The following is a 23,692-nucleotide window of genomic DNA, read 5'->3' as shown; positions in this document are numbered from 1 at the left end:
CTTGAAATTTGAGATTTTGACCAATAAAAAACTCGGAACGGAACCATCAAAAATCAGTATGAATACTTTATAAGCCAGTTACCAATCGTGGTAAAAGTATCCGAAAATTTCCGTGGATATCAAAGGATCGGTTGATACTGAATCCCCTGGATTTATCAGTGAATTTATGATGAACTTTATTTACGTTTTGTATTATTCTCAAAAAAATACTTAGGTAAAAACCCTGACATATGTAATGTGATACACTATCTTAATTTTAAAATTTAAAAGCTGAATAACTAATTATGAGTGAAGCCTTATTTTGTATTGAAAATTTACGAGTCGCCTATCCTCATCATGGTCATGAAGAACCTCGGTGGGCGATAGATGGTGTATCCTTCACATTGCAGCCTGGTGAAAGAATGGGATTGGTTGGAGAGTCGGGGTGCGGTAAGTCTACCCTAGGGCGGGCTGCAATGCGCTTGCTACCGCCATCTAGCCAAATTGAGGGACGCGTGACGTTTCAAGGGCGTTCAGTGTTTGATATGATGCCGGAACAGTTGCGAAAATTCCGGGGAGAAGCAGTATCATTGGTGTTCCAAGATCCGATGACGCGCCTCGATCCGTTGATGAGTATAGGCAACCACTGTCTAGAAACATTAAAGGCTCACTCACCGCAATTGTCGAGCAAACAAGCCAAGGAAAAAGCGATCGCTACTTTAGAAAAGGTGAAAATTCCTGCCAATCGTTGGCATCAGTATCCTCATGAGTTTAGTGGAGGAATGCGCCAAAGAGTCGCGATCGCCCTAGCCTTACTTCTCAACCCCAAGTTGATTGTTGCGGATGAACCCACCACAAGCTTGGATGTCACCGTCTCCGCACAGATTTTGCAGGAACTTACACGGCTGTGCAGCGAAGAAAACATGGCACTGCTGTTAATTTCCCATGATTTGGCTATGGTTGCCGAGTATTGCGATCGCATTGGGGTGATGTACTACGGCAAAATGGTGGAAATGGGTTCTTCAAAAGCTGTGTTCCAGCAACCCCAGCACGAATACACCCAGTCTCTCCTAAAAGCAGCTTTGCATATTCAAACAGTGGATGAAACAGAGACTGGGAGACATTCTTCCCAATCACCAATCTCTGATCCCCGAACCCCGATTTTACGCATCCGAGAATTAAAACAGCATTACACCTTAGAACCCAACATTGTAGAACGACTGTTGAAACAGCAAAATCAGACGATTAAAGCAGTGGATGGAATCAACCTAGAACTTTATGCAGGAGAAATTCTCGGATTGGTTGGGGAGTCTGGTTGCGGTAAAAGTACTTTATCGCGGACAATATTACAACTTATTCGTCCGACTGCGGGTAAAGTCGAGTTTTTGGGACAAGATTTAACTCATCTGTCGCGCCAAGAAATGCGTGTTTCTAGGCGGCAAATCCAAATGGTGTTTCAAGATCCCCATGCTTGCTTAAATCCAGCGATGACAGTAGGACAAAGTATAGCTGACCCTTTGCTGATTCACAAGCTAGCCGATGGGGCAAAGGCAAAACAAGAAGTGCTGTCGATGCTGGAAAAAGTCGGGTTAAAACCACCATCAGTTTACTATGAGCGTTATCCTTCAGATTTATCTGGTGGACAGCAGCAAAGAGTTGCGATCGCCCGTGCTTTGATTACTCGTCCTAAACTGCTCATCTGCGATGAACCAGTGAGTATGTTAGATGCTAGCGTACAATCGCAAGTTTTAGATTTGATGTTGGAGTTGAAAGAAGAATTTGAGTTAACGTATTTGTTTATCACTCATGACTTGTGGTTAGCACGGTTTTTGTGTGATAGAATTGCCCTGATGAACAGTGGCAAGATTGTAGAAATTGGTCCCACTAAACAGATTTTTGGCAATCCGCAACACCCTTACACAAAAACCCTACTTGCAGCGGCTCCTTTGTTGGCACGAGCATAAATAAGTCTCGAGTCTCAGATCTTGCACCCAACAAGAGCCAGAGGCTCTAATATCTCGTTACGAGGTTCAACCTGGTAACGAGGGTTTGGAGGCTTCGCCTGCTCAGTGTTGCAACAGGTGCAAGATGTTAGGAGTGCTACATCTGATATACTTACTCCTGTCACGCTCGAAGATTACCTATTAACGAACCGCCAAGACGCCAAGAACGCCAAGGAAAAGATAAGTAATCTTGTACCGGGAAGGGAGTAGCACTCGATAATCACGATTTAGGACTTTCTCATTTGCTTGCTTCAATTAATTTGGGCATTTCTACAGTCGAACCATGTAGCTCAACAAATCTGTTAAAAAGCCACATCGTTTCGTGGTTTGAAATCCTGTTTCGGTTGAGTAGATGACTTATATTTCTATCAGCCAGTTTCCGTAGATAAGGCAAATCCTCAAACAAAGTCAAACAAGAGGCAATGTGCAAGAGAATTTGCAATATGGGTTTAGGCCACTCTAGGTCACTGTAGATCTCAATAAAGAAATAATGCTCGTTTTCTGTTAACGGGCAGGCATAAAACATCACAGTTATTCTTTTGTCTCTGTAGACTGGAATACTCAGTTCTACGGTGTATGGATTATGCAATATTAAATCTACTTCAACAATTGGTTGTCTCCAAATTCTCAAAATATTAACTGGAGAATCCAACATTGTTTGAAATGTGATCATTCCCCCAATAGACGTAGATTGGACATTGCTAACCTTAATGACTCTCAAGTTATTCAGGCTGAACTTGTGAATACTTTCCAAATGTTTTAAATTCAACAGATGGTAGATTTGGCAGACATAAGGAAAAGGTAAAAGGTACTCCTGGCTAATCATATGCCGCTTCTTTAACTCAAACTGGCTGCCTTGAGTCGGACATAAATAGGATTGATGTAGATAACTTTGAACGCTCTCTACATCATCCACATCAAAACTCTGCTCTGGTTTTAAAAACAGCCAAGTCAAGAAAAAGAATGAGGCTGTAAAGATATGTATGATTTCTATAGGAGATAAATATCCATCAGCAAACGCAACAAGGCTTCTATCTGTTAGCCCAAAAAGAAAAGATGGAATTCCAATGAACCAAATACCACTTTTAAGTCTCAATATAGACAGAGCAAGATCTAATTCTATAGAAGGACGGTTTTTCTCCGTTTTGATGTCGTCATCTTTAATAAGATTAATAGACATAGTGATTCAAAAAGTTATTCACAAAATTGATAACAACTGAAGCTAAGAAATAATTTTGGTTCTTACTTCCACCTTAGATGCAGATAATGTAACAGCCCTCTGCCTTCAGTTATAAATCTTAATGAAGAGAATTTGCCGAAATTGAATTATCAGTAAATTCTCGCTATTTTTAGCGAACAAAAAAAGCAATATTATACATTTTGCTGTTTTGTATTTAATTTTACTTATAGTTAAAACTAGAGCATAGACTTTTTATGTCAGTCATTTTTTAGGCTCATAAAAATCAATAGGGTTCAGATAAGACCAAAACCCTTATCAGTAAGACAATGTAGAGACGCGCCACCTCTCGTCTCTACAAAGAACTGTATTGTCATAAAAATGGTGTTCCTTGACCAATGCCTTAAGTACCGATAATTACGGCGATAGCGAAGCTAATAACTAGTGAAAATATGTATAATTATTATCTAAATATTTTTCTATACTTTGTTTGAATCATCAGCAATGATTAAGGGACTTCTAATTAAAAAAATCTCCAATTTGTAGTACTCTCCAAAACAATGGTGGGTTACGGCGCTGCGGCAAGTCCTGTATCTAAAACCTCAACTGTCGTGTGCCTAACCCACCCTACATAATGGATAATTTATTTTTTGGTACTCCCTAACCACAATGCCACTGAGATTAACTTGCTAGCAGTTGTAGTCATTTATAATGCTGCAATTCCTAGCCTCATGATGAATAACTTTATTTTATTGCAATGACTCGAATACGTTTATAGTCTGCAAACCAAGTACCGTTTTTGTATAAAGTTGGACGCAACTGATTCTCGATATCAGTTAAGATGCTCATCTGAGCGTCAAGAGATAATCCATTAAAAAAGCTATTTGCAAACATTTTCAGCCAGTTTTGCATCCCTTGTTCTCCATCGTCCAAAGGCGTTGGACGTTCAAAAAGAGTTGCAAAAGTTAACTGCAAGCCATGTTTTTCTAGTAAGGTTCCGTATTCGCCAATACTCGGGAAGTGCCAAGGGTTTAATCCTGCATCAGCAGGATAACCAGCTTTTTGTAAGGCGTTATAAATTGCGGTAACAATGGCTTGTACGTTGCCTTTGCCACCAAATTCTGCCACAAATCGCCCACTAGGTTTTAGTGCCTTGTTTATACCAATGACAACTTCTTCAGCTTCTTTAATCCAATGAAGCACAGCATTAGAAAAGACAGCATCAAATTTTTCTGTAAATGGCAATTTTCTGGCATCCACCACAGAAAAATCTATCTGAGGATAGTTATGAACAGCTTGTTCAATCATTGTGGGAGCGCTATCAATGCCGATAACTTCTGCTCCCTTGCTAGCAATTTTATGAGTTAAATGACCTGTGCCACAACCTAAGTCGAGAATACATTGTCCGGGTTTTGGGGAGAGTATTTCGACTAAATCAGCCGCAAGTTCTGAAACAAAAGAATGTTTACTATCGTAAAGTTCTGCATTCCACTGGTTTTGAAAATCAGTTGCTGTTCTGTCCATATAAATACCTGAGTAATAAAAGTTGAATATTATGCATAAATTTGCCCTTAGGTTTGTGAACGCACCCATGCTCTAAATTCTCGCATTCTAGCGTTCTCACCTTTTTGAGAGTCTAGGTGGATAAATTGTGCTAATTCCTTTACAGGAAACGAGCCAAAAGCCAAACTTGTTTCAGACTCAATATAACCAGCATCTGTCAGAATATAAATTGTTAGTTGACCATCAGCAAAACGCCAAACTTCCGGCACTTTAAGTTCAGCATAAACAGCCATCTTATCGATTGATGAGTTGGTTACGTCAATTTCAATTGCTAAGTCAGGCGGTGGATCAACTTTGAGATCAATTTTGATTTTTCCCCGCATGATAGCTTCATTGTGGATATAAAAACATTCATCAGCTTCTTTGCCAACAGCCTTTGGTCTTGAACGCCAAGTTGTCGATTTCAACCCCAAAATTTCTAATTGAAGTTCTTCAGAGAGGATAGTTACTAGCCGTCCAAAAGTCCAGCCATACCTTTCATGTTCTGGTAGGGGCGTCATCAGTTCCAGAGTTCCTTTATAGTAAGCCATGCGGGGCGTAGGACGTTCAGCAAATACTTCTAAAAGCTGCTCGTACATTTCCCAACTGACGTCATATAGAACGAGGTGAGAACCCTCAAAAGGTGGTGTGGCTGGAGTTAGGGTTTGAGTCATGTTTAACTTAAGCGCTCATCTGATTACAAATTTAAACCAAGCATTGAATTCCAGCTATGCTGCAGTATAAACGCCATCGACAAAAAGCAGGGATTCGGTGGCTGATAGCGTTGATTATTGCGGTGTTATCACTGCTGGCACAGTTATTGGCAAATATGATGATCGCCGTCTTTAAATAGCTGTGTGACATAACTAAGTAGAGCTTTGCATAAATTCATAGCGAAAATTTGAACGAAGACTCTGTGTACCTTTGTCTTGAAAAGTTTCCTAGGTCGGGAAACCCCTTCGGGTATCTCCTATGCCTGCGGCACGCCAAGGGCGAACGGAGACGCTACGCGTATGCCTAGCGGCACGCTTTGCGCTTACGCCAGTTGCCTAGGTCGGGAAACAAGGACTGCAGCACTGGTCTCACCTCCTGCAGAACTTTTCGCTGCGTTTACCTCGGCTACCTGGAGCGTTTAAAAACGTTACGAATTAATGAAATGCTGTACTAAGTTAAGAGAGCTTTAGATAGTATTCAAACCGCTCCCGGAGTTGTTCAACACTCAAATTCCTAGTCCAGTATTCTACTAGAGCGTGACCAAATGCCCAAGCGTTGCGGTCAGGTGAAGCAGAGTTTTCCAGCAGCAGCGGCCACAGCGATCGCAGGTCAAAGTTGAGCGTGTTAGAATTGCCCGTATTTAAGAGCGAGAAAACGTCATATGCCATCTGGAGCTTACCAATGACAACTGGTGTTTGTTCGACTGGAATTTTCTCTGCTAGCAGATATGCCAGAGTTGGTGCTCCAGTTGATACAGTGGAAATGAACTGAAGAACGGGACTTTTGAGCAGTGCAGCTAGCCCTTGTGTAGTTGTCATTTGGAAGGTATAGTGGTCGATAATTTTGGCACTAGCAACGGTGCGCGCTTCGAGGTTACGCAAAAAGCGGGCAAGACGGAGTTGTTTGGCAGGTGCGATCGCATTTATCAGCCCCAAGGATAACGCGTCTACTCCCCAAGCAGTTCGGCTCGTTTTGTTATCACTTGTGACGACAGGCAAAACTAAATTAGAGAAGTCGCCCAGAAGCTTAGCACGATACTCAGTAGCTTGGCGAATGGCAATTTCCTTTGGGCGATCGCCCCATTGCCAGTCATAAGGTGGCTCCCACTCGCGGATGGGGCGGAGGCGATCTACTTGGGTGACGATAGTAATTGCAGGCAAGTCTGCAATTTCCGCTTTCATGTCTGTGAGAAAGTCTACATCCATTTGTAGCGCTGGATCTAGGGCGGGGGTGACGAGTAGCAGCAAATCGGCGTTTTTGGCATAGTCTAGCACGAGTTTGCGGAAGTCACCACGGTTGATTTGTTCATAACCAGGGGTATCCCAAAGTGTCAGAGTTTCCCCGGTTTGGGTTTGCCACTGGTAATTCTGAATTTTATCTGTACTAGGCAAAACATCGACGGCTGCTAAATCTGCCTGAAACAGCGTGTTAATCAGGCTGCTTTTTCCGGAGCCTGTTCGCCCAGTGAGCAGAATATTGACTGGTTTTTGCTCAACCGCCTCGGTGGGTTCTGCTTGAACAAGGATGTCTCGGAGTGTTTGAGTCTTTGCTTTGGGTAAAGTTGGTGTGGAAACGGAGGATGGTGAAGTGGGCAGTGTGCTACCGCCATAGAGGGCGATCGCCTGCCGACATAAGTTTCTCAGGGCAGCTTCCCGCAAAAGCTGACTCAAATTTACCAGCAGTTGCTCAGTTGCTCGGTTACTGGAACGCTGACTGGCAACTTTAGCCACCGCCACCACCGGGTTCAACACCCACTGTGCCCAGCTCCATGCTTGAGCGAGTTTACGAGCGGATGGTTCCAACTTACGGTAGACTTCGTATCCCTGGTATGCCTGCCCAACCGTGACTTGATTGAGGGCAGGGGATAACTTCTGTATCCACTGATCGAGATCATCCACTGTTCCCCGGATCAGCGCGTAAGCCTGGGGAACGTAAATGTTTAGCAGGGGATACTTTTCTTGGGGATTGTAGATATGAGCGATCGCAACTACAACATCCTGGCATCGCTGCCAAAAAGTTTGCCAGTCTTCCCAAATCGGGCGATCGCTTTGTGCCGTTTTCAGGATTTCTTGGAGTGCCGCTTCTGCTTGCTTCGCGGCGTCAGTTCCTTGTAGGGGCATATCATCCGCAGTGGATTCCAGTTCTTGGCTGACTTGCGCCATTACGGTTTCCACCTGCTCTACCGCAGATCGAGTCCATTTGGCTAGTAGCCAACGCCAGCCCACGAATATGAGGATGAACACGCCCCAAATCCAATTTATGCCCCACTCGTGAATTTGCAACCCTGCGGATACTAGCAAGAAAATGATGATGAAAGCGATCGGTGTTGCTAATACGATCCATTGCCAGAGTTTCAAGCGTACCATTGCTCTGTGCCTGCCTTGATGAGATTTCTTATATCACTATTGTCGATCTAATACTCGTTTAATGAGTGCTGCATAGGGTAGAGCGCTCTTATTTCGAGTGATAGACCTCTTAGTGCGAGATAACATGATGATTGACACTCTTCGCCCTTAGCGATTTCCAAGAAATAAATTATCCAATCTTGTGTGAGATGGGCATCCTTGCCCGCCCTCAATCTGAACAGGCGAGACGCCTGTTCCACAAGAGATTTTTGAATACTTTTTTATTTGGAAGTCCCTTATAGGGCGGAGAGTGTCAACGATATGCTAGGCAAAAGGGTGATGCTTCGCAGGAGCCAGCCCAACGAGACGATTGCCCAAGGCTTCGCCGTGAGCGCTCAGCCGAACCGGGCAGTGGCAAAGCCAATCGCACTGGATAGTAAAGAAGCAGCACCGAGTCATACAATGGTTGTATGCCAATGCTTGAAGAAATTCGTTGCAAAATTGCTCGCTAGCAATTTGAATTCTCAAAACATGCAGTTGACCAGTCTATCTTGCGTAGCATTCGGGTGCAGGAAATCAAGGAGGCGATTGCAGCCGGACAGGTTATCGAAGACTATCCTGATGATAAGTACGGACCTAGCTGCTTGATAAGTGGCTTGACGCCGACAAATCGACCAATTCATGTTCAATGCAGCTATCCCTCTCGCCGATTAATCAAAATCATCACCGTTTACGAACCTGATCCCAAGCGATGGAGCAATAACTGTACAACAAGGAGAATCAACGATGATGAGTGATTGGAATGAGATGCTAGTGGAGCAAAAAGTAACTTACTCCCTAGAGATGAATGGCAAGTTTTTTGTGATTGAAAATGTGCCTGCTCGGGTGAATCCAGAGACTGGAGAGCAGTTCTTTTGTCCATCTACAGTAGAACGCTTGCAGCAGATTATTCTGAACCAAGAAGAGCCTGTCCGGTTTGTTGAAACGCCAGTGTACAATTTTGCTGCATGAGGCGAACCTAACAAATGACTACACCCCATCGAAGTCAATGCAGCCTCCTTTACCGGAAGCAGCGATCCCGCCGAGGCGGGTACTTCGTGCGATTGCGGAAAGCGCACTACCCCTTGGGCAATCGCGCTCCCTTGCAATTGCAAGCTGGTTGTGGGAGTATGATCGCCCTATCCAATCGGTGATTAGCCTGCTACCCCAGAAACAGCTTATATGCAGGGTTGTGGCTTTCATCCCAATACCGATAACCGAGTGTATCGAGAAATGCTTGCCATTCCTCCATCTCGTGCGGGGGTACTTGCATCCCAACGACAATTCGCCCGTAGTCTGCGCCGTTGTTGCGGTAGTGGAACACGCTGATATTCCAGTTGGGACTCATGGAAGCGACGAACTTCATCAATGCACCAGGACGTTCGGGAAACTCAAAACGATAGAGTAATTCATTGTGGGCAAGGAGAGAACGCCCACCAACCATGTGCCGTAAATGCAATTTTGTCAGTTCGTCATCGGTTAAGTCAATGGTTTTGAATCCACAGGCTTCAAAGGTTTCAACCATCTTTGCTGCATCAGCACGGTTTTGAATTTGTACCCCCACAAAAATATGTGCTTCTTTTTCATCCGCAATGCGATAGTTAAATTCAGTCAGATTGCGTTTGCCAATACATTCACAAAACTTGCGCAGACTCCCCCGTTCTTCGGGGATCGCCACAGCAAAGATGGCTTCGCGGCGTTCACCCAACTCTGCCCGTTCGGCAACAAAGCGGAGTCGATCAAAGTTCATGTTGGCACCGCAAGCAACCGCAATTAACGTTTGTCCCTCGATTTGTTCCCGTTCTACGTAGGCTTTCGCACCGGCGATCGCCAGTGCCCCTGCTGGTTCCAGAATCGAGCGTGTATCCTCAAACACATCTTTAATTGCGGCACAAGTATCGTCCGTATCCACCAGAATAATGTCATCTACATATTGCTGACACAAACGGAAGGTTTCTTCACCCACTTCCCGCACTGCGACTCCATCAGCAAATAAACCAACTTGAGGCAAGCGTACCCGTCTCCCTGCTTTCAACGATTGATACATGGCATCGGCATCGACTGGTTCAACGCCAATAATCTTAATTTCGGGACGTAACCGTTTCACGTATGCCGCAATACCGGAGATCAATCCACCACCGCCAATCGCCACAAAAATCGCATGGATGGGTTGCTGGTATTGCCGCAGAATTTCCATCCCTATCGTTCCTTGTCCAGCAATCACATACGGATCATCAAAGGGATGAACAAAGGTTAACCCTTTTTCTGCCTCCAATTGACGGGCGTAGGCATAGGCATCGTCGTAGGTATCCCCATGCAACACAACTTCTCCCCCACGGGCTCTGACTGCATCCACCTTCATTTGTGGTGTCGTTACCGGCATAACGATAATTGCTCTTGTTCCCAGGTGACGAGCACCAAGGGCAACCCCTTGGGCGTGGTTTCCGGCAGATGAAGCAATTACACCCTGTGCCAACAGATCCGGCGGCAGTTGTGCCATTTTGTTATAAGCACCACGCAATTTAAAGGAAAATACTGACTGCATATCTTCCCGCTTGAGCAGCAGTTTATTATTTAGCCGTGTAGACAAATTTGGGGCATACTCCAGTGGTGTTTCCTGGGCTACATCATACACACGGGCAGTCAGGATTTGAACCAGGTAATCACAAAACATGGGCGTCAACAGAATGGTAAATGCCGGATGGATGATAATTTTACGATACTTGCGTACCTATTCTGTAGACAATGTTGACTATTTCAAAAATTGAGCCATTTGATAAGCCATAACTGCTTCATCGGCAGTCAGGATTGTCAAGTTGTGCTTTTATGGTGGAAGTTCAAGTAGGAAAGACACAAGAGCTAGAGCCAGAAACTTTGTCAAGTAGAGCAAGTTAAAATTGCCCCTATGCTAGGCTAGCAGCAGAGAGTATATAGAGTAGCGCAGGCGCAAGTGCGGTGAGCCGAGTTTTAACGCTAGAACTGAGCGAGGAAGCTTATAAAGCTTTACAGCAACAAGCTGAAATTGCAGATGTATCGATATCCGATTGGATAACTACTTCTCTTGAGCAACTGTACGGCTTACAGAAAAAACAACAAACTGAGGCATAAAAGGAAGGAGCACGTAAACCTTTCCGTCATCATGCTGCAGCTATTGATCTGGGTTGTGCGATGTACTAGATGGTTGAGGTGTTTCTTTAGGACATTATAAATATATATACAGGCACACAGGTTTTGTACTCGGTAGTTGCAATACATAGGCATTAGTAGGTTCAGGAATGCCACATACATAGTGGATTTACTCATATCTTGCACCTGTACGGGTAAACCACTAATACCCAAATGGGTGAGTAAGAAATTAAGACTAGAGATGAGGAATGAGCTTACGCGCAGAGAAAGCAATTTGTATAACTATGTTAATAATGATATTACGCAAGAGCGAAAAACACGGGCGATCGCCAACTTGGCAGAGAGGGTAAATTTGCATTCACGACCCAAAATATGCGAAAAAAGGGCGTGAAAAGCATATATAAAAGCAAGAACAATGGAATCAATTCTTGCCCACGCCCAAGAGTTAGTTTACACCCTCCTGTCATTGATGCCTTCTGTGTACCAACGAGATAATCTAGAAGCGATGTTGGGATTGTTTCTAGAAGCTCAAGGTTACCCCCTACCACAACACAGTCAAACCAAGTCAGCCAGCGCCCTGAGTCGTTTTCTCAATATTTACGCTTGGTCAACTAGAAAGATGATTCGCACGACTCGTGAACACGTACTCAAGGAGATTTTATCCCAGTGCCCCAAAGGACGCAAACCGTTTTTACAAGTCATCATTGATCTAACAACCCTAGAGAAATGTGGAAAATTTAAGTCCTTTAAGCATTTAATCACTGTCTACAACGGTAAACGAGGATTGCATTTGGTGGTGATGTATCTAGTCGTAGGGCAGTGGCGAGTACCGTGGAGTTTCCGTGTTTGGAGGGGCAAAGGGACTCCCTCTCCCGCACAACTGGGATTAAAGCTGGTCAAATGTTTACCTAAGAAATTAACCAAACACTTCAAGGTGATGATTTTGGCAGATACTGCATTTGGCAGCATTGAGTTTTTGCACGGTATACGCAAGCTTAAATATCACACAATTGTTGGTGTGCGCGTTGACCGTAAATTAGTTGATGGGCGTATCTTACGACGTTTACACAAACGGGGGCAACAAGTCTGGTTAGTGGGTTTAAACTTTCCGCTCACGGTGTCTTGGTATTACCTTAAGCGTGATCATGGCAAGTTGGAAAAACGCTTTGTTCTTTCTATCAGACCTCTCAAAGCTAGCACTATCAATTGGTGGGGTAAACGTCGTTGGCAGATCGAGGGTTGGTTTAAGACTGCAAAACATCGATTTGGATTACACCGCTTTGGTCAAGGAACACTTTTAGGCGTTTATCGTTGGCTAGTACTCTCACTTATTACCTATATTTTGGCACATTGGGCTTATTTATCGATCGCCACCACAAATCTACCAGATTGGGGAGAAGCTGCACAAATCGCATTTCAAACAATATTTCCACACTTACTTCTGTGTTGTTTTTTACTTGACGTTGAACGAATGCGTCCAATTGCACTTAGTCATGGAATTGACATTCAAATTTCCAGGTGCAAGATATGAGAATACAGAACTTATGTGTTTGTTTTATAGGGGTTATTTGTGATCGCTTTGTTAGTATGGAGTAGTAAGCGTCACTGTGTCAAACGTTCATACGTAAAAGCAAACACTCACTCTTTATCATTAAAAGAGTATAGAATTAACCAAGAAACCATACTCGTATTAGTACTGACGTTAGAAAATGAGTAGTCTGTTTTTAACCCCGAATGATTTTGAAATAATTTTTACTTCTCACTTAAAGATAGAGACTTACTCTAAATCAATAGACTCTCTTTTTAGTTTACGGAGCTTACACAAGATAAATTACAAGCCATATTATCAGAGAAACTATGTGTGGGATGATCACAAGGCAACTTATTTTATAGAAAGTATCTTATTGGGAACTGAAATTCCGCCTTTAATATTTTTCAACAATGGTGCTGGCATAGAAGTTATTGATGGAAGACAAAGATTTGAAACTATAAAGCGCTTTAAAGAAAATCACTTCTCTCTAACAATAAATGGTTTAGCATCCTTGAAACAGCTTGCAAAATCAACGTATGAATCTTTACGAACAAATTCTGAGACGGCAAGTATTATTGATTTATTTCTTGATGCAAAAATTAGAATTATAGAGTTTGAGATAGTTAATGAGCCTAAACTTGAGCTAGCTTTAGAAGATAAGATTAAAAAGGAAATCTTTGGTCGATACAATTCTGGTATAACCCCTTTGAAGAAGCCAGAGATAGATAACGCTATTTACGACACAGATTTAATCTTTCAATATTTCAGGAGAACTGTAAAAGATAATGTTGAGTTTTGTAATATAATTGATGAGGTATTTTTGTCACTAAGAGAAAGTAGGAAAGAGTTTGATAGTGGGAAAATACTACAATTTATTAGGAGATATTTGGTTATTCATCAATTTCCTATTAGATATTATGCGTGGGGAAATAACAGAACCGAAACACTGGATAAATTGTACGAGCATTTGGTTAATCAGACAGAAGATATAAATAAACTCTGTAATAGATTTATAGAAAAAATTCATATTGTTTACAAAATTAAGCGTATTTTCACGGAGCTTCACCTGAATTACAATCGTTTGGTTTTTGAATGCTTACTATGGGGTTTACAGGTATTAAATTCAGAAGGGGTTGACTTATATCAATTTGAAGACAGTAATTTGATTAAGCGCTTAGGTTATGAAATATCAGAGAATATTGGTAAGTATACAGAGATAGAATTACATTACTATAGTCAAGTTTATGAACGTTTCTCATTCACAGCAAGCTTACTAGAGAAAGAATTCAGTATCAATCTCCGTGCTTATGTCGATGGGGATAAAAAAACTAGAGATGACTTAAAGCAGCTTAGGAGAAGTGAAAACAATGATACTGTTACAAAATTAGGAGAACTTGCATCTCTGAGGGTAACAAAGCCGGAGCCATCGCGGAATTCAATTGATGATATTGCGAGGGTAATGGGACGTAATATGTTTCTCGTTCGTCCTTCTTACCAAAGGTCAGAAGTTATTAGTGTTTCTAAAGCATCTTCTATTATCGAGAGTATTCTCTTGGACATTAGCCTTCCTCCAATATTTATTTACAAGCGCAAGGATGGTACTTCAGAAGTGATAGATGGTCAACAACGACTATTAACAATTTTGGGATTTATTGGTGAAAATTACATAGATGAGAATGGTCGTAAATGTACAACTAAAAATTCTGGTTTTGCATTGAAAGGGTTAAAAATTTTGGAAAAATTAAATAACAAAACATATAAAGATCTAAGAGATTTGAATCCCTCTCTACAGGATAAAATCTTAGATTTTGAACTATTTGTAGTTGAAATTCAGGAGAGCCTCAATCCAGAATTTAATCCAGTCGATCTATTTGTAAGGCTGAATAATAAACCATATCCTATTCGCGAGAATTCCTTTGAAATGTGGAATTCGTGGGTAGATAGAGAAGTAATTGAAACGATTAGAAAAAATGTTGAAAAGCATAGGGAATGGCTTTATACGAAGCTGATTAAGGGACGTAATGATAGGGATAGAATGGAAAATGAAGAACTTTATACGTCTTTAGCATACCTTGAGCTTCAGCGAATGAAGAGTAAGGAATCCGAGAAATATCTATACATTTATAGTAGAAATGATGGAATTAATGTAAGAATGGGTTCATCTCAAGACATTACAAGGCTACTTCAAAGTGTTTCTGAAGATGAAGAAATGAAAGGTAACTTTTTGAAGGCAGTTAAAAGTGTAGAAAGTTTTGTAAGGAAGATAAAACTTGTTCTGCTTGATAGAGATGTTGAAGGAGATAAACGTATATTAGAAAACTTTTTTAGCAATGAATTAAATTCGGTTTTCAAAGCTCAAAGACAATCTCGTTCATTCAAGCGTACAAAACAAGACTTTTACATTCTTTGGTATCTCCTTGCCCCACTTAATTATGAAATGGTTAAGTTCTATAGATTAGAGATTAAAGAAGACCTACAAAGTCTTTTCTATGCTTTGAGGAATAATTCCGAAAACTCTTCAAAAGAAGCTTTTCTCTCACAGGCTCAGAACTTTCACGAAAAATACTCAGTTGAGAAAAGGCAAACTAGACTTTCTGAAACAGACAAAATTGAACTGCTAAAGGAACAAGGTAATCGCTGTGCTATTTCAGGAGCACCTCTTTTTATGGGAGACGAGATTGAGGTAGATCATCATGTTCCTCTGAGCATAGGAGGTGTAGACTCTGTAGAAAATCTTCAAATGGCTTATAAGGATAGTAATCGTAGGAAGGGAGCTAAACCTCCGTCTGATTAGAATTCAGTACGAGCACCTCAACCTGAATCAACGCTGAGTCATTCTGCATCAATCCCTTCCCACACTTGAGAAACAGGTAAAGTGTTTCCTGTCATGGCATCATACCAACCCTGACGAAAACTTTCTGCGGCAGATTCAGAGATTTCCTCGTCCTCTTGGTTGTTTTCTTTCTCAACTTCTTCTGGAAGCAGTACAATTACTCTAACGCGAGTATGCTTATCCACATTTAACGGTACATCTAGGGAAAGTTGCCCCTCCTCATCCACAGTTCCCATCCCTTCAATCGCTTTCATTATTCCTCCAGTGGGATTTGCCTTCACTAGTTTAAGTACCAAGTCATTAGAAGTGAGAGAAATTTAATTTGAATTATGGCAGAGTTGAGGAGAAACAAGTGCAATGACGCACAAGGTGCCTTTGTGGCGATTATGCGTTCTTTGTAGCGTGTCCCAAAGGGGACTCAGTCCACAGCAGTCCTGGCGATCGCTACTTCCGTTTTGCCTTTACTGCCCTAGACTCCACTGTGAACGCTGGAATGTCTTGCAGTTCAGTTTCACTCAGGCTGTATTGTTCACAAACCAAGCTGAGACGAGTGCCGCTGGTTTTAACCGCATTCACAGAATGCATCAGATCGCCCTGGAAATACACAAGTGTGTTAGCTTGTGGCTTAATCTGCCCGACTTGCTGTTTTTGACGGCGCAGCACCAGTTCTCCGCCTTGCAAGTTTGGCGGTACTTGCACATAAAGAACACTAACCACTACCGGAGGCTCAATGGTTTTGCAGTAAGATCGCAGCGAGCGATCAATATGTGGATCGACGCGGGAGCCTTCTTTAAGCAGGAGGGGGTTAAGATAGAAAGCGTTGCAGGTGGGCTGTAGCGCCTGGTCGAGATAGGGCTTAAAAAAAGGAAACCGCCGTTCCACTTCTGCAAGTTCTGAACGTTGGAATACCACAGAAAACCCTTTGGTGTCAACAAAGTCGCGGTTAAGGTTGTTGATTCCAAGATAAGGACACGCTAGAATTTCTCCTCGCAAATCGTTGAGGTAAGTGATTGGGAATGCGTCTTGGTGTTGAGAATAGTAGTTCAAGTGTTCAAGGAGTTCAAGAGTTTCAAGGTGAGCAGAGATTCAGATTGGTAATCAGGCGGATGCCTTTGGCAGGCTACAAAAAACGCCAGGCTGAATAAAGAAAGCGATCGCTCAATTATCTTGTGTCAAATGCTTCCTGGTCAAATTTTAACTAATGTGGGTTCTGGAAAGCAGTAAGTCCCCCGTCATAATCTTTAGACTTCTTGCAAAAGTCGAAAAAAAGGGATTTCCAGAAAATAAATTGTCCAAAAAAAGAGACAGCATTTTCTCAAGAATGATAATCATCAAAGCAGGGCTGTTTCATTCCACAAGGAGGAGGAGTTTGTCAATATCATTTGGGTTAAGGCAGTCCGTCTAAAACTGTGGGTACTCACGCCCATTATCCCCACTTGCTTACACGCTTCCCTTAATATCCTTGCGGCGCTATCTTCAGCCAAATGTCCGTTAGAGCGACCGGGAAACAGGTAAATATCACCACGGATTGGGTAGTAGTTAGTCAACAGTTGCCGTAAGTCCTCAATAACTGGGATAGACCTGGTAGCCAACTTACCTTTAGTGTTGGCTTTCCTGATGATGAGCCGAGGTCTAACCTGTCCCTTGGGTGTGTAGATGTCCTCAGACAGCAGGGTACACGCTTCACGGATTCTTGCAGCAGTAAACAGGCATACACCAAACAAGGTTTTATCACGCTCTGAATCAAACCCTTGGGCAAAAACTAGCTGTATCTCTTACTGCGTTAGAATCTTGGCGCGACCGTGCCTGTTGATTTTCATCCCTAGACCAAAACCACTGTGATCCACAGCCTACAGCTGATCTAAGCACTAGCGATACCCGTTTCTACGTCTAAGGATATAAGTTTATTTAATTTTGAGATATTAATGAGATATTCATGAGATATTAAGATATTAAATTGAAAAATTAATTCCGATAAAAAGTTATGGCAACCGAGCAAGAGCTTCAATCTCTTTTTAATAATTTAGATCGCGATCAAGACGGCAAAATCTCTATTAATGAGCTTTTTTTAAGTCCTGGATTAAGTGCAATTATCTTATCAGAAACAAATACCACGAGCCCCCAGGAGTTACTGTCACGGTATGGTTTAGTCGAAGACGGTAGTATTACCTTTGAAGAGTTAAAGGAAGTAGTTGAGAAAGCAAATAATTTAACCTAGCAGTCAAAAACCCAATACCTAAAATCCCTCTATAGACCACGCTTTGAGGGATTTGCAATTTCTAGGTCATTGGTGACTTGCTCCTGGGAATTCCAGTGTCTTTTGCTTTTAGAGATTAAATGGTTCTAAGATTTGGATAGGCATTTTTATACCGTGAAAAGTAGAAAATAATGGTTGATTCAAAAGGTCATAAGAGTTGACTACGACTATTTGAGGAATAGCGCCAGTCTTCAGAAAATTTATTGCATGATTGGGTATTTCGTCAAAAAATACAGCCGTGTGTATAACTCCTTTATGTTGAATAGCAATATCTAAAACTGTTTCAAGTACCAGACCAAAATTCCAAAGTTCATCGATTGTTGGAATCGCATCTTTTCTTGTTGACTCAGTATTAAATAAATATTCATCCCAAACTATCTCAATAATGGTGTTTTCACTTTTTGCAATTGGATAATCTGGAAAAATCCCCCAGTATGGTGCGTCTCTGTTTACACGCCAAGTAATAGTTGGTAAGACTTCACTCTTGACATATGCGTCATATCCGACAAATTTGGCTTCTTCTCTCAAGAATTTAATAAGTAAATCTTGAGCGTATTTTTGAGCGTAAGTTTTAGATTTTTTATTGAAGTTGTCCATTATTGAGTTTTCTCCTTAATTTATTTCGTCGTCAAAATTAATCAAGCTCATTTGAATCATAATTCGATACCACCGTCAAATTCTTCTGGGTCGTCAGTCTCTATCGTTGTAGAAGCTGTTGACGGTGTAATGGGTACAACTTCCCGAGAAATTACCGGGCTGATTACAGAATTTATGGGTACAACTGGGTACTTTCCTTCTAGATATCGCAAGTAGAAAGTTATCACGTCTTCCACAAACCTACCTTAATGGGAGGTCTGGAGGGCGATAGTGCCCCCACTACAACGGTACTCCGTTTAGTGGTGGGGTACATGGACCCTCCAGGTTCTTTCTGTGGGTTCAATGCCCACAGAAAGAACAATCCTACGTTATAAATTTAAACGTAGGATTCAGGAACGCCATGCTAGTTTTTGAGGCAAAGTTGCAAGGAACAGAGGAGCAGTACAGATTGCTAGACGAGGCAATCAGGACTGCTCGTTTTGTTCGCAACGCTTGCCTTCGACACTGGATGGATGGGAAGAACATAGGTCGATATGACCTGAGCGCATACTGCAAAGTATTGCGAGAACAGTTTGATTGGTGCAAAAAGCTGTCTGCACAAGCGTGTCAAGCTTCTGCTGAGCGTGCCTGTTGACACTCCCCATGCCTAAAGGCAAGGGGATTCTTGGCTCAACGTCGCAACTTGCTCAACCAGGCTTGCGCCAACAAGAGTAGCGGTTCCGACTCCCCAAGCGTTACTTCCCGGATGCCCTCCGGTAGACTTTGCTTTTGACAAAATATTGATAGCTGCATTCACATCGCGTTGTAACACACATCCACATTTGCAGGTGTGTGTTCGGGTTGACAACGTCTTTTTGACGATATTTCCACAACTACTGCACTTTTGGCTTGTGTAGTGAGGTGGAACAGCCACAACTTGAGTATTAAACTTAACAGCAAAGTATTCTAGCCAACGACGAAAAGCACTCCAAGCAACATCACTGATTGACTTGGCTAAACGACGATTTCTTACCAGCCCTTTCACATTCAAATCTTCATAGGCGACAAAAGCGTTAGCTTCGCATACGTTACGCGCAACTCTCTTAGCGTGTTCATCCCGTTGCCTACTTACTCTTAAATGTTTCCGAGCATATCGTCCTTTGGCTTTTCGTCTGTTGTTTTTCCCTTTTTCTTTAGTGTAAATGCGGCGTTGAGCGTGCTTGATTGACTTCTCGGCTTTACGCAAGAATCGAGGATTCTCTTCGTGATGCCCATTAGAATCAGAGTAAAAGTATTCCAAACCAACGTCCAAGCCAACCTCAGAATCCCCGGCTCTGGATTCAGTGATTATGTCTACCTTGACGCAAAACTGCACATAGTACCCATCAGCGCGACGAACAATCCGTACTCGCTTAATCAGGTCTACGGGATATGCGTGGATGTCCCACTTGCCCAACAATTTAAGTTCGCCAATGCCTTTCTTGTCTGAAAAGGTGATTCGGCGCTTGGTTGGGTGAAGTTTCCATCCTGATGTCTTGTATTCAACTGAGCGAGCGTCTGTCTTAAACTTTGGATACCCCTTCTTCCCAGGTTTGTTCTTTTTGCAATTGTCAAAGAACCGCGAAATAGCACGTTCTACATTTTCAACTGATGCTTGACAAGCATGACTATTTAAGTCCTTGACAAATGCGTATTCAGCACGCAACTGAGTGTTGTACTGGTACAGTTGCTTTTTCCCAATACCACGATTATCCATCCAGTACCGCAACACTTTGTTTCTTACAAACTGACTTGTTCGGATAGCCTCGTCTACAGCTTTTGACTGACTGGGTTTTACTGCTGCTTTGTACTCTAGCACCAACACTCTTAATCACCTCCTTGTTAGATAGCTTATATGTATATAATAATTATATACATATAAGCTATCTAATTTTTAGGAAGTTCTATGAAAAATTACAAATCAAATCGGAATATTGTCTACTCATGCAAATATCATGTTGTTTGGTGTCCAAAATATCGTCGTCCTGTATTAATTGGGGAAGTTGAGACACGATTGAAAGAACTTCTGTATCAAATAGCTAAAGAGATTGAAGTAGAGATTATTGAGCTTGAAGTGATGCCAGACCACGTACACGTATTGCTTGAGTGCGACCCACAATTTGGTATTCACAAAGTAATGAAGAGACTCAAAGGTGCGACTTCTCGCTATTTAAGGCAGGAATTTCCTCATCTAAAAAGCCGGATTCCAACATTGTGGACGAATTCTTATTTTGTCTCAACAGTCGGTGGCGCACCCTTAGAGGTAATTAAACAGTATGTTGCCAATCAAAAAGAAGTATGACGGGGATTAAAATCCCCTACGGGCTTATCCCCATAAATAGAATTTAGGGGCTTGCGCCCTCCGACCTTCGGTCAAAATTGCTCCAATTGTGGCTCCGAAGTCAAGAAAAGTCTCAGTACTAGGACGCATAATTGTTCTCATTGCGGACACATTCAAGACCGCGACCACAATGCAGCACGAAACATACTAGAAAAGGCATTACGTACCGTGGGGCACACGGGGAGTCACGCCTCTGGAGAGACCGACCTCTGTCTTGGTGAAGCAATTCCTCAAGATAAGCCGACTTGTGGAAAGAGGAAGCCCAAGAAGTGATTCTTGGAATCCCCCGCTACACCCGCAAGGGTTAGCGGTGGGAGGATGTCAAGAGACTTACAAGCCTGTTCCCTGTTCCCTGTTCCCTGCTATAGTGCGGGAGGATGTCACGGATTTGCTGCCGCAAAAGTATTACATTGTGCAGGATTACCCGTCTGAATGCCCCGCTGGAACCAGCGAACTCGCTGGGCTGAACTACCGTGCGTAAAAGACTCTGGGGTAACATACCCTTTTGCCTGACGTTGCAAACGATCATCGCCAATACTGCTGGCAGCATTAAGTGCCTCCTCAATGTCGCCTTGTTCAAGGATCTGCCGCGAACGATTGGCATGATGCGCCCAAATGCCAGCAAAACAGTCCGCCTGTAACTCTTGCCGAACTGAAAGCTGATTTGCCTGTACTCGATCAACTTGACGCTGCATTGACTGAACTTGATTTGAAATACCCATGAGATTCTGGACATGATGCCCAACCTCGTGAGCAATTACATAGGCTTGGGCAAAGTCTCCCGGAGCCTGGTATCGATTCTTCAGATCCTGATAAAAGCTTAAGTCAATGTAGAGCTTTTGATCGGCGGGGCAATAGAACGGACCAACCGCTGATCGCGTAAAGCCACAGGCAGATTGTACCGCATCAGAATAGAGAACTAACTTAGGCTCTACATAAGTCTGTCCCCTTTGCCGAAACAAACTTTGCCACGTATCTTCGGTATCTGCTAGGACAACCGAAACAAAATCAGCCATGCGATCGCTCGTCGCAGAACGTTGTGTTTGAGGAGACTGCGAGTAAGGGCTGTCGCTCGGCGCTTGTTGTTGTTCCCAAAGGACACTGGGATCGCCGCCCAAGAGGGCAACAATCACTGACAGAACGATTGCCCCAATGCCACCTCCCACCACAGGAGCCGAAATCCGACTTCCACGCCTGTCCTCAACATTGGTGCTTCTACGACCGAATTCCCAGCGCATAACCAAGAGTCTCCAAACTACTTAACCTGGCAAAAGTGAACAAAGTACAATTGCCTTCGGCAGGTTCAAAGGGCGAACGCACCAAAGCCAGACTTTCCATAATTCACCAAAAATATTAATGATTTCATTCATCAAAATCCTCTGCCAGAGGGACAGCACTTATTTGATAGGCACTCCTACTTAGGAAAGGCTATGTCATAGCGGCGGTGATACGATCAAAGCAATCGCCTTCTACTGATATGTATCGAACCTTTATCCCTGGCATTGCTCCACCCCTAGTACAGCCTGAACCCTCCTGGTGGTTTGCGTTTGTTGGCAATAAATTGCTGGTTCGCGCCGAAGGAAAGGTCAGCGAAATTCCCAAGCTCATTACTCTGGCAGAAATTGGCTTAGAGCCAGTGCGATCGCAGTTCTTAGGCACCCTGGATGGACAGCCCTGTTACTCGGCAGAACTGCCCAAGGATGCGTTAGCCCCCGATGGCTTCACCTTGCAAGGATTGCGCGAATTGTACGGAACGTTGGATGAAGAGTTATATACGCTCAGCGGTCGCGCTATCCAAATCGTGGAATGGGACAGCACTCACCAGTACTGCGGGCACTGCGCAACTCCAACAACCCAATTATCTCATGAGCGTGCCAAACGTTGCCCCAACTGTGGACTCGTGAATTATCCTCGCCTCTCGCCTGCGATTATTGTTCTCGTTTCTCGGGGTGAAGAACTGTTGTTAGCTCGCGCCCCTCGGTTTCCACCGGGAATGTACAGCGTGCTAGCTGGCTTCGTGGAACCGGGAGAATCGTTGGAAGAGACGGTAGTGCGCGAAGTCCGCGAGGAAGTAGGAATTGAGGTCAAAGATATTCGCTATTTTGGTTCGCAACCCTGGCCGTTTCCCAACTCACTAATGATTGGATTCACAGCCACTTATGCAAGTGGTGACATCGTCATTGAACCGCAAGAATTAGTAGAGGCAGGTTGGTTTAGTAAGCACAACTTACCGCAAATTCCTCCTAAGCTGAGTATTGCCCGCAAGCTGATCGACTCGTTTGTGCTCTGAGTCCATCCACCTTAAATTGGGGTGTGATGAAAAATTTAATTTATGGTTCAATCAATTATTGTTTTTGTGATTATTGGGCTGATTATCGCTGGAATTTTAATCAGTCCCCTTTTGACTAAACAACGTAGAAACCGTCTTAAACGTCGTCCTTTCCCCCCACTTTGGAATGCGATTATTGAGAATAATCTTCCCATTTATCTCCATCTTGCTTCCGCTGAACGCCGACGGCTTCAAGGACATATTCAAGTATTCTTAGCGGAAAAACAATTTATTGGCTGTGGAGGATTGCAGGTGACGGAAGAAATGAAATTGGCGATCGCTGCTATCGCTTGTTTGCTCCTGCTCAATGAGCGAGGACAATACTTCCCTAAACTTCGTTCAATTCTGATTTATCCCAGTACTTATTTTGTTAATGAAACTGTTGCCACTGGGAATTATATTGTTGAGGAAAGGCGTGTGGCAAGACTGGGGGAATCATGGACTCATGACCAAGTGATATTGTCTTGGGAACAGGTACAACAAGACACTCTCGACTGGAGCGATGGACATAACGTTGTGCTTCATGAATTTGCCCACCAGTTGGATCAAGAGGATGGGAAAGCGGAGGGTGTTCCTATTTTGCAACGAAAATCAGATTATCCCATTTGGGCGCAGGTGATGGCTGAAGAATATCAACAACTGTGCAATGATGTTCAACGAGGCGTAAAGACTGTAATGGATAGCTATGGTACAACTAATCCCGCAGAATTTTTTGCTGTAGCGACTGAAACATTCTTTGAAAAACCGCAGCAATTGCTGAAGAAGCATGCGGCACTTTATGAACTACTGCAAGGCTACTATCAACTAGATCCTGTGCAATGGGGTTAGATATTAGATTGGGTTGAGACGTAAGACCTAAGA

23 protein-coding genes and 4 pseudogenes are annotated in these 23,692 nt (G+C 43.0%); 14 read left to right on the top strand and 13 right to left on the bottom strand.

Annotation, left to right across the window (positions count from 1 at the left end; translation table 11 throughout):
* The first annotated feature begins 284 nt into the window (after nucleotides 1-284).
* Nucleotides 285-1,943 carry an ABC transporter ATP-binding protein gene (locus V5G28_RS20000; RefSeq protein ID WP_332987926.1) on the top strand — a complete coding sequence of 553 codons (1,659 nt, stop codon included), beginning with the start codon at nucleotides 285-287 and terminating at the stop codon, nucleotides 1,941-1,943.
* Between the two features lie 277 nt (nucleotides 1,944-2,220).
* Here V5G28_RS20000 and V5G28_RS19995 read toward each other — a convergent pair whose 3' ends face one another.
* The 3 genes from V5G28_RS19995 to V5G28_RS19985 all read right to left on the bottom strand — a co-directional run bounded on the left by V5G28_RS19995 (nucleotide 2,221) and on the right by V5G28_RS19985 (nucleotide 5,375).
* Nucleotides 2,221-3,162, bottom strand: a complete 942-nt coding sequence (locus V5G28_RS19995) for a hypothetical protein (protein WP_332987925.1) — start codon at nucleotides 3,160-3,162, stop codon at nucleotides 2,221-2,223.
* 741 nt (nucleotides 3,163-3,903) lie between these two features.
* Nucleotides 3,904-4,683, bottom strand: a complete 780-nt coding sequence (locus V5G28_RS19990; protein ID WP_332987924.1) for a class I SAM-dependent methyltransferase — start codon at nucleotides 4,681-4,683, stop codon at nucleotides 3,904-3,906.
* Between the two features lie 47 nt (nucleotides 4,684-4,730).
* Nucleotides 4,731-5,375: a Uma2 family endonuclease gene (locus V5G28_RS19985; protein WP_332987923.1), complete on the bottom strand. Its 645-nt coding sequence runs from the start codon at nucleotides 5,373-5,375 to the stop codon at nucleotides 4,731-4,733.
* A 56-nt stretch (nucleotides 5,376-5,431) separates the two neighbouring features.
* Between V5G28_RS19985 and V5G28_RS19980 the strand changes: the two genes are divergently transcribed.
* Complete coding sequence (locus V5G28_RS19980; protein ID WP_332987921.1) at nucleotides 5,432-5,554, top strand: hypothetical protein; 123 nt, start codon at nucleotides 5,432-5,434, stop codon at nucleotides 5,552-5,554.
* 316 nt (nucleotides 5,555-5,870) lie between these two features.
* Here V5G28_RS19980 and V5G28_RS19975 read toward each other — a convergent pair whose 3' ends face one another.
* Together V5G28_RS19975 and V5G28_RS19970 are read right to left on the bottom strand one after the other, a co-directional pair.
* Entirely contained in the window at nucleotides 5,871-7,781 is a 1,911-nt protein-coding gene (locus V5G28_RS19975; RefSeq protein WP_332987920.1) for a GTPase family protein, read from the bottom strand.
* 292 nt (nucleotides 7,782-8,073) lie between these two features.
* Nucleotides 8,074-8,259, bottom strand: a complete 186-nt coding sequence (locus V5G28_RS19970; RefSeq protein ID WP_332987919.1) for a hypothetical protein — start codon at nucleotides 8,257-8,259, stop codon at nucleotides 8,074-8,076.
* Between the two features lie 34 nt (nucleotides 8,260-8,293).
* Here V5G28_RS19970 and V5G28_RS19965 point away from each other — a divergent pair.
* The 3 genes and pseudogenes from V5G28_RS19965 to V5G28_RS19955 all read left to right on the top strand — a co-directional run.
* Nucleotides 8,294-8,557, top strand: a pseudogene (locus V5G28_RS19965) (DUF4258 domain-containing protein); the annotation flags it as partial.
* A complete protein-coding gene (locus V5G28_RS19960; RefSeq protein WP_096562185.1) occupies nucleotides 8,547-8,771 on the top strand; it encodes a hypothetical protein in 225 nt (74 codons plus the stop codon). The pseudogene V5G28_RS19965 and the gene V5G28_RS19960, both read left to right, overlap by 11 nt.
* 14 nt (nucleotides 8,772-8,785) lie before the next feature.
* Nucleotides 8,786-8,953: a hypothetical protein gene (locus tag V5G28_RS19955; RefSeq protein ID WP_332987918.1), complete on the top strand. Its 168-nt coding sequence runs from the start codon at nucleotides 8,786-8,788 to the stop codon at nucleotides 8,951-8,953.
* A gap of 8 nt (nucleotides 8,954-8,961) precedes the next feature.
* Here V5G28_RS19955 and ilvA read toward each other — a convergent pair whose 3' ends face one another.
* Entirely contained in the window at nucleotides 8,962-10,473 is a 1,512-nt protein-coding gene (ilvA, locus tag V5G28_RS19950) for a threonine ammonia-lyase, biosynthetic (RefSeq protein WP_332987917.1), read from the bottom strand.
* A gap of 281 nt (nucleotides 10,474-10,754) precedes the next feature.
* Here ilvA and V5G28_RS19945 point away from each other — a divergent pair, with 281 nt between their 5' ends.
* The 3 genes and pseudogenes from V5G28_RS19945 to V5G28_RS19935 all read left to right on the top strand — a co-directional run bounded on the left by V5G28_RS19945 (nucleotide 10,755) and on the right by V5G28_RS19935 (nucleotide 15,250).
* Nucleotides 10,755-10,907 (top strand): hypothetical protein, encoded by a 153-nt coding sequence (locus V5G28_RS19945; RefSeq protein ID WP_332987915.1) that lies wholly within the window; start codon nucleotides 10,755-10,757, stop codon nucleotides 10,905-10,907.
* A 433-nt stretch (nucleotides 10,908-11,340) separates the two neighbouring features.
* Nucleotides 11,341-12,402, top strand: a pseudogene (locus V5G28_RS19940) (transposase); the annotation flags it as partial.
* Nucleotides 12,403-12,634: 232 nt separating this feature from the next.
* Nucleotides 12,635-15,250, top strand: a complete 2,616-nt coding sequence (locus V5G28_RS19935; RefSeq protein ID WP_332987912.1) for a GmrSD restriction endonuclease domain-containing protein — start codon at nucleotides 12,635-12,637, stop codon at nucleotides 15,248-15,250.
* Nucleotides 15,251-15,288: 38 nt separating this feature from the next.
* Here the strand turns inward: V5G28_RS19935 and V5G28_RS19930 are convergent, their stop codons facing one another.
* From V5G28_RS19930 to V5G28_RS19920, 3 genes are all read right to left on the bottom strand, one after another.
* The gene (locus tag V5G28_RS19930; protein WP_332987911.1) at nucleotides 15,289-15,543 is read right to left on the bottom strand and encodes a type II toxin-antitoxin system RelN family antitoxin; all 255 of its coding nucleotides are present in this window, start codon (nucleotides 15,541-15,543) and stop codon (nucleotides 15,289-15,291) included.
* A gap of 190 nt (nucleotides 15,544-15,733) precedes the next feature.
* Complete coding sequence (locus tag V5G28_RS19925; protein WP_332987910.1) at nucleotides 15,734-16,336, bottom strand: 2OG-Fe(II) oxygenase; 603 nt, start codon at nucleotides 16,334-16,336, stop codon at nucleotides 15,734-15,736.
* Between the two features lie 284 nt (nucleotides 16,337-16,620).
* Nucleotides 16,621-17,061, bottom strand: a complete 441-nt coding sequence (locus V5G28_RS19920) for a tyrosine-type recombinase/integrase (RefSeq protein ID WP_332988137.1) — start codon at nucleotides 17,059-17,061, stop codon at nucleotides 16,621-16,623.
* Between the two features lie 212 nt (nucleotides 17,062-17,273).
* Between V5G28_RS19920 and V5G28_RS19915 the strand changes: the two genes are divergently transcribed.
* Nucleotides 17,274-17,507, top strand: coding sequence for an EF-hand domain-containing protein (locus V5G28_RS19915; protein WP_332987909.1), 234 nt, complete (start codon nucleotides 17,274-17,276; stop codon nucleotides 17,505-17,507).
* 108 nt (nucleotides 17,508-17,615) lie between these two features.
* Here the strand turns inward: V5G28_RS19915 and V5G28_RS19910 are convergent, their stop codons facing one another.
* Nucleotides 17,616-18,143, bottom strand: a complete 528-nt coding sequence (locus V5G28_RS19910) for a hypothetical protein (RefSeq protein ID WP_096562192.1) — start codon at nucleotides 18,141-18,143, stop codon at nucleotides 17,616-17,618.
* A gap of 56 nt (nucleotides 18,144-18,199) precedes the next feature.
* Nucleotides 18,200-18,379, bottom strand: a complete 180-nt coding sequence (locus tag V5G28_RS19905) for a hypothetical protein (RefSeq protein WP_332987908.1) — start codon at nucleotides 18,377-18,379, stop codon at nucleotides 18,200-18,202.
* 164 nt (nucleotides 18,380-18,543) lie between these two features.
* Here V5G28_RS19905 and V5G28_RS19900 point away from each other — a divergent pair.
* A pseudogene (locus tag V5G28_RS19900) lies at nucleotides 18,544-18,771 on the top strand (RNA-guided endonuclease TnpB family protein); the annotation flags it as partial.
* Between the two features lie 18 nt (nucleotides 18,772-18,789).
* Here the strand turns inward: V5G28_RS19900 and V5G28_RS19895 are convergent.
* A complete protein-coding gene (locus V5G28_RS19895; protein WP_332987907.1) occupies nucleotides 18,790-19,986 on the bottom strand; it encodes an RNA-guided endonuclease InsQ/TnpB family protein in 1,197 nt (398 codons plus the stop codon).
* 81 nt (nucleotides 19,987-20,067) lie between these two features.
* On the opposite strand from V5G28_RS19895, the gene tnpA reads away from it, so the two are divergent.
* Both tnpA and V5G28_RS19885 read left to right on the top strand, forming a co-directional pair.
* Nucleotides 20,068-20,463 (top strand): IS200/IS605 family transposase, encoded by a 396-nt coding sequence (tnpA, locus tag V5G28_RS19890; RefSeq protein ID WP_332987906.1) that lies wholly within the window; start codon nucleotides 20,068-20,070, stop codon nucleotides 20,461-20,463.
* 57 nt (nucleotides 20,464-20,520) lie between these two features.
* A pseudogene (locus V5G28_RS19885) lies at nucleotides 20,521-20,775 on the top strand (zinc ribbon domain-containing protein); the annotation flags it as partial.
* Between the two features lie 107 nt (nucleotides 20,776-20,882).
* On the opposite strand, the gene ypfJ reads toward V5G28_RS19885, so the two are convergent.
* Nucleotides 20,883-21,740, bottom strand: a complete 858-nt coding sequence (gene ypfJ / locus V5G28_RS19880) for a KPN_02809 family neutral zinc metallopeptidase (RefSeq protein ID WP_332987905.1) — start codon at nucleotides 21,738-21,740, stop codon at nucleotides 20,883-20,885.
* 206 nt (nucleotides 21,741-21,946) lie between these two features.
* Here ypfJ and nudC point away from each other — a divergent pair, with 206 nt between their 5' ends.
* Nucleotides 21,947-22,792 (top strand): NAD(+) diphosphatase, encoded by an 846-nt coding sequence (gene nudC, locus V5G28_RS19875; protein ID WP_332987904.1) that lies wholly within the window; start codon nucleotides 21,947-21,949, stop codon nucleotides 22,790-22,792.
* A 42-nt stretch (nucleotides 22,793-22,834) separates the two neighbouring features.
* The gene (locus V5G28_RS19870; RefSeq protein WP_332987903.1) at nucleotides 22,835-23,659 is read left to right on the top strand and encodes a zinc-dependent peptidase; all 825 of its coding nucleotides are present in this window, start codon (nucleotides 22,835-22,837) and stop codon (nucleotides 23,657-23,659) included.
* Nucleotides 23,660-23,692: the final 33 nt, after the last annotated feature.

The organism is Scytonema sp. PRP1 (genome assembly GCF_036697665.2).
GTDB classification, from domain to species: Bacteria; Cyanobacteriota; Cyanobacteriia; order Cyanobacteriales; family Nostocaceae; genus Kalymmatonema; species Kalymmatonema gypsitolerans.
This window is presented reverse-complemented; position numbering and strand designations above follow the sequence as displayed.